4 protein-coding genes, 5 tRNA genes and 2 rRNA genes are annotated in these 4,716 nt (G+C 40.4%); 1 reads left to right on the plus strand and 10 read right to left on the minus strand.

Annotation, left to right across the window (positions count from 1 at the left end):
• The 5 genes from Xbud_RS18235 to Xbud_RS18255 all read right to left on the minus strand — a co-directional run.
• The coding region (locus Xbud_RS18235; protein ID WP_244589852.1) for a GTP-binding protein at positions 1-228 on the minus strand (228 nt) is incomplete at its 3' end.
• A 109-nt stretch (positions 229-337) separates the two neighbouring features.
• A tRNA-Thr gene (locus Xbud_RS18240) sits at positions 338-413 on the minus strand.
• 6 nt (positions 414-419) lie between these two features.
• Positions 420-494 (minus strand) — tRNA-Gly (locus tag Xbud_RS18245).
• Positions 495-593: 99 nt separating this feature from the next.
• A tRNA-Tyr gene (locus tag Xbud_RS18250) sits at positions 594-678 on the minus strand.
• 15 nt (positions 679-693) lie between these two features.
• Positions 694-769: transfer RNA gene (locus Xbud_RS18255), tRNA-Thr, on the minus strand.
• 426 nt (positions 770-1,195) lie between these two features.
• Between Xbud_RS18255 and coaA the strand changes: the two genes are divergently transcribed.
• Positions 1,196-2,146 (plus strand): type I pantothenate kinase, encoded by a 951-nt coding sequence (gene coaA / locus Xbud_RS18260; RefSeq protein WP_099137433.1) that lies wholly within the window; start codon positions 1,196-1,198, stop codon positions 2,144-2,146.
• A 32-nt stretch (positions 2,147-2,178) separates the two neighbouring features.
• On the opposite strand, the gene birA is transcribed toward coaA, so the two are convergent.
• The 5 genes from birA to rrf (Xbud_RS18285) form a co-directional block, all read right to left on the minus strand.
• Positions 2,179-3,138, minus strand: coding sequence for a bifunctional biotin--[acetyl-CoA-carboxylase] ligase/biotin operon repressor BirA (gene birA, locus Xbud_RS18265; RefSeq protein WP_099137435.1), 960 nt, complete (start codon positions 3,136-3,138; stop codon positions 2,179-2,181).
• Positions 3,135-4,175: a UDP-N-acetylmuramate dehydrogenase gene (gene murB, locus Xbud_RS18270; RefSeq protein WP_099137434.1), complete on the minus strand. Its 1,041-nt coding sequence runs from the start codon at positions 4,173-4,175 to the stop codon at positions 3,135-3,137. The genes birA and murB overlap by 4 nt, the downstream gene beginning before the upstream one ends.
• A gap of 168 nt (positions 4,176-4,343) precedes the next feature.
• Positions 4,344-4,459: ribosomal RNA gene (gene rrf / locus Xbud_RS18275) — 5S ribosomal RNA — on the minus strand.
• Positions 4,460-4,493: 34 nt separating this feature from the next.
• Positions 4,494-4,569: transfer RNA gene (locus tag Xbud_RS18280), tRNA-Thr, on the minus strand.
• 50 nt (positions 4,570-4,619) lie between these two features.
• Positions 4,620-4,716: ribosomal RNA gene (gene rrf / locus Xbud_RS18285) — 5S ribosomal RNA — on the minus strand; the annotation flags it as partial.

Genomic DNA, 4,716 nt, shown 5'->3' on the forward strand with positions numbered 1-4,716 from the left:
GTGACGGGATGGAGTATCGTATTCTACGTGAGAAGTAGAGATGGTGATACCACGTGCTTTTTCTTCTGGTGCGTTATCGATCTGGTCGAATGCACGAGCGTTACCGCCGTAAGTTTTCGCCAGAACAGTGGTGATTGCAGCAGTCAGGGTAGTTTTACCGTGGTCAACGTGGCCGATAGTACCAACGTTAACGTGCGGTTTTGAACGTTCAAACTTTTCTTTAGACATTAGGTTATCCCTCTAAGACACGGAATCGGTGGTTTCACCACATCAACCAAGCAATTGTGCTCGTTTAGATATCAACAGGAAGAAAACCAGGAGGCAAGAACTAAGGAAGTGGTGCTGATAGGCAGATTCGAACTGCCGACCTCACCCTTACCAAGGGTGTGCTCTACCAACTGAGCTATATCAGCACATCTTGGAGCGGGCAGCGGGAATCGAACCCGCATCATCAGCTTGGAAGGCTGAGGTAATAGCCATTATACGATGCCCGCGTGAACTCGGCTACCTGACTTTAATCAGCTGTATTATATCTTAAATATTCTGTCTGTAATAATTACCTGAGCAGAACACTCAAGATGAAAACTGGTTTATGGTGGTGGGGGAAGGATTCGAACCTTCGAAGTCTGTGACGGCAGATTTACAGTCTGCTCCCTTTGGCCGCTCGGGAACCCCACCTTTCCAAATTTTTAATGGTGCCGACACCAAGAATCGAACTCGGGACCTACTGATTACAAGTCAGTTGCTCTACCATCTGAGCTATGCCGGCATCAAGTGCTGCGCATTCTAGGTAGTATTCGCCTGTGATGCAACAAAAAAATTATCTTTTTTGTTTTTTCGCTCACATTACGTTCAATCAAGGTTGTTTTGGTGATTTTTTCAATAGATAAAGTACAAATGACAAACAAAAATTCGCAAGATGAAAACTTCAATAACAAACTGATAGATTATTTTGAAATATTACTTATCACATCAAAGCCACTTTCCTTAAAAAGGCCTTAAATACTTATTAAAAGGCAAACAAAAAAACTACACATTTTTTCGCAATTTTGTATTTTCCATCAAAAAAATTACTAAAATAATAAAAATTTCTACGCCTAAGATAGTTCAGCCGATATGATGAGATTTATTTTTTGTCGGATACGGGTCTGCACAACAACCCGTCCAACCTGCATAGATAGGCAGATGTTGGCTTATGAATAAGAAAGAATCTTTTTTAACAACCCCTTATTTACAATTTGATCGTGAACATTGGGCAACTTTACGTGACTCAGTACCTTTAACATTAACAGCAGAAGAGGTTGCTGCTTTAAAAGGAATTAATGAAGAAATTTCAATAGATGAAGTAATTGAGATCTATTTGCCATTATCACGCCTACTTAATTTTTATATTAGTTCCAATCTACGACGCCAGGCTGTTCTCGAACAATTTTTAGGAACTGGTGGGCAAAAAATACCTTACATCATTGGTATTGCAGGTAGCGTTGCTGTTGGGAAGAGTACAACGGCACGTTTATTACAAGCATTATTGAGCCGCTGGCCTGAACATCGTCGCGTGAAACTGGTGACAACAGACGGCTTTTTACACTCTAACAATGTGCTAAATGAGCGCGGTTTAATGAAGAAAAAAGGATTTCCCGAATCCTATGATATGCGCGGTTTAGTCAAATTTGTCTCTGATATAAAATCAGGTGTTGAAAAGGTCACAGCGCCAGTATATTCTCACCTTAGCTATGATATTGTACCTGACGAACAGCTTGTCATAGAACGACCAGATATTCTGATACTAGAGGGTCTAAATGTGCTACAAAGTGGCATGGATTATCCCCATGAGCCGCACCATGTTTTTGTTTCTGATTTTGTTGACTTTTCTATTTATGTTGACGCATCAGAACAATTACTCGAACAATGGTATGTCAGCCGTTTTCTTAAATTCCGCCAAGGCGCTTTTGCTGACCCAGACTCTTATTTCCACGGTTATTCTAAATTAACGACAGAAGAAGCAATAAAAGTCGCATCAGGCATTTGGCAAGAAATTAACGGATTAAATTTACAGCAAAACATCTTACCAACTAGAGAACGCGCCAGCTTAATTATGACTAAAGGTGCTAACCACGCTATTGAAAGCGTCAGATTAAGAAAATAATGTATAAAGCCGGAAATCTTCCGGCTTTATACTCAGCAACCTCTCAGAGAAATTTCACCGCCAATATAAGGCGTAATGACACCATTGATATCAAGCAATAGAGCACCTTGCTGGTCAATTCCACGGGAGATCCCATAAATTTCTTGATCACCAATAATCAATCTCACCGGACGATTCATAAAATTATCTAATTTAAACCATCTGGAAATAAATGGTAATAATCCTTCGTTTTCAAACCGGACCAACGCCTTCTTGAGTTCAACAACGATTTCAGCAACTAACTTATTCCGTTCAATAGTTACTCCTGCCTGCTGTAGATTAGTCGACCTTTGGTTTATTAATTTATGCTGCTCACTGCTCATTGAAATATTCATACCAATTCCGATGACAATCTGAGCTGCATCTCCTGTTTTCCCCATTAATTCAACTAATATACCGGCCAGTTTCTTATCATCCAGATACAAATCATTAGGCCACTTTACTTTTACTCTTTCTGCTCCCTGACGATTCAAAACTTCCGCAATTACAATGCCGACTACCAAGCTTAATCCTATTGTAGCAGCAGGCCCTTGTTCTAAACGCCAGAACATAGATAAATATAAATTCCGTCCGAAAGCAGACACCCATTGTCTTCCACGACGGCCTCTCCCTGCATATTGGTATTCTGCGACGCAGGAATCCCCCGAAGTAAGTTCAGCAAATTTATCTAACAAATACTGATTTGTGGAATCAATAACAGGAATAACCTCAATGCGATTGTTTGGCAGGTAGCTTTCAATCATTTCTTTACTGAGAAGATTCATTGGGGCAGGAAAGCGGTAACCTTTACCGGAGATCGTCAAAATCTCCACTCCCCACTTACGAATAGTCTGGATATGTTTATTTATTCCTGCCCGGCTCATTCCTAATTCCTGACCTAACTGCTGCCCTGAATGAATTTCACCATCTGATAACACGTTAATTAATTTTAATGGAATACTAATATCTTTCATGAAATACATTCCACTCCGTCTATTTCACCTTCACTACCAATGAAACGGACTTCAGGCTCTAAAGAAATATTGAATTTATTGGCTACTTGCTTGCGTACATAAGCAGCCAAGGAAATAATATCCTGCCCTGTGGCACTACCTAGATTGATTAATACCAATGCTTGTTTCATGTGAACAGCAGCATCACCAACACGATACCCTTTTAAATGACATTGATCTATCAACCAGCCCGCAGCTATTTTTACACTATGTTCATTATGATGATATTGAGGGCATTCAGGGTATTCCGATTTAATTTTTTGCGCCAACTCAATCGATACAACCGGGTTCTTAAAGAAACTTCCTACATTTCCTATAACAACAGGATCTGGCAACTTACTCTGGCGCATTTCACAGACTGCATGGAATATTTGCTCTGGTGTAACATCGTCACTCAAGAACTGCGTTAAACCACTATAGGTTAATATAGGCTGCCACGTTTTATTTAGCCTCAAACCAACAGAAATAATTGCATATCCTTCTCTATATTGATGTTTGAAGATACTATCCCTATAAGCAAATTGACACTCGTTTTCCATCAAACGAATTTGTTTACCAGTTTTCAACTCAACTAAGTCGACATATTCACAGACTTGTTTAAACTCAATTCCATAGGCTCCAATATTTTGAATAGGAGCAGAGCCAACATTCCCAGGAATCAATGCCAAATTCTCCAGACCAAAAATTTGCCGATTTAGTAAATATTTAATTAATTCATGCCAATTTTCACCTGCACCGACATGAATATACCATGCAATATCAGATCCTTGTATCTCGATACCAAGAATGCGATTTAAGATTACTGTTCCCTTAAAGTTTTCAGTAAATAGAACATTGCTACCTCCTCCCAGTATAAGGATAGGATGACCACTCTTCTCAGCTTCTTGCCATAAAGATAAAAGTGATTCAGTTGAGGTTGCCGTACAAATACGTTCAGCATTGGCTGAAATGCCAAACGTGTTGAACTCTTTTAGTTGAGTTGGTTGACAGACAGACATTCATTTCGAACTCGATAAATAATTTGCCTGTAGTCTAGCAGACTATATCTTTGAAAGATAAACCAGTAGTAACTGACTTACTATAGAAGACATAGAAAAGAGAAAAAACAAAATAACCAGAAATGCAAAAGGCCACTCAGATGAGTGGCCTTTTGACTGGATATTAAAGCTTGGCAGTTCCCTACTCTCACATGGGGAGACCCCACACTACCATCGGCGCTACGGCGTTTCACTGCTGAGTTCGGCATGGGGTCAGGTGGGACCGCCGCGCTATTGCTGCCAAGCAAATTCTGTTTTATTTGCCGAACATATTATTCATGGTGCTGATACCCAGATTCGAACTGGGGACCTCACCCTTACCAAGGGTGTGCTCTACCAACTGAGCCATATCAGCAAATGCTAAAATAAAAAGTGCTGCCATTTTAGCAACACTTATAAATGAATGTCTGGCAGTGCCCTACTCTCACATGGGGAGACCCCACACTACCATCGGCGCTACGGCGTTTCACTGCTGAGTTCGGCATGGGGTCAGGTGGGACCA

The organism is Xenorhabdus budapestensis (assembly GCF_002632465.1).
In the GTDB taxonomy this organism is placed as follows: Bacteria; Pseudomonadota; Gammaproteobacteria; order Enterobacterales; family Enterobacteriaceae; genus Xenorhabdus; species Xenorhabdus budapestensis.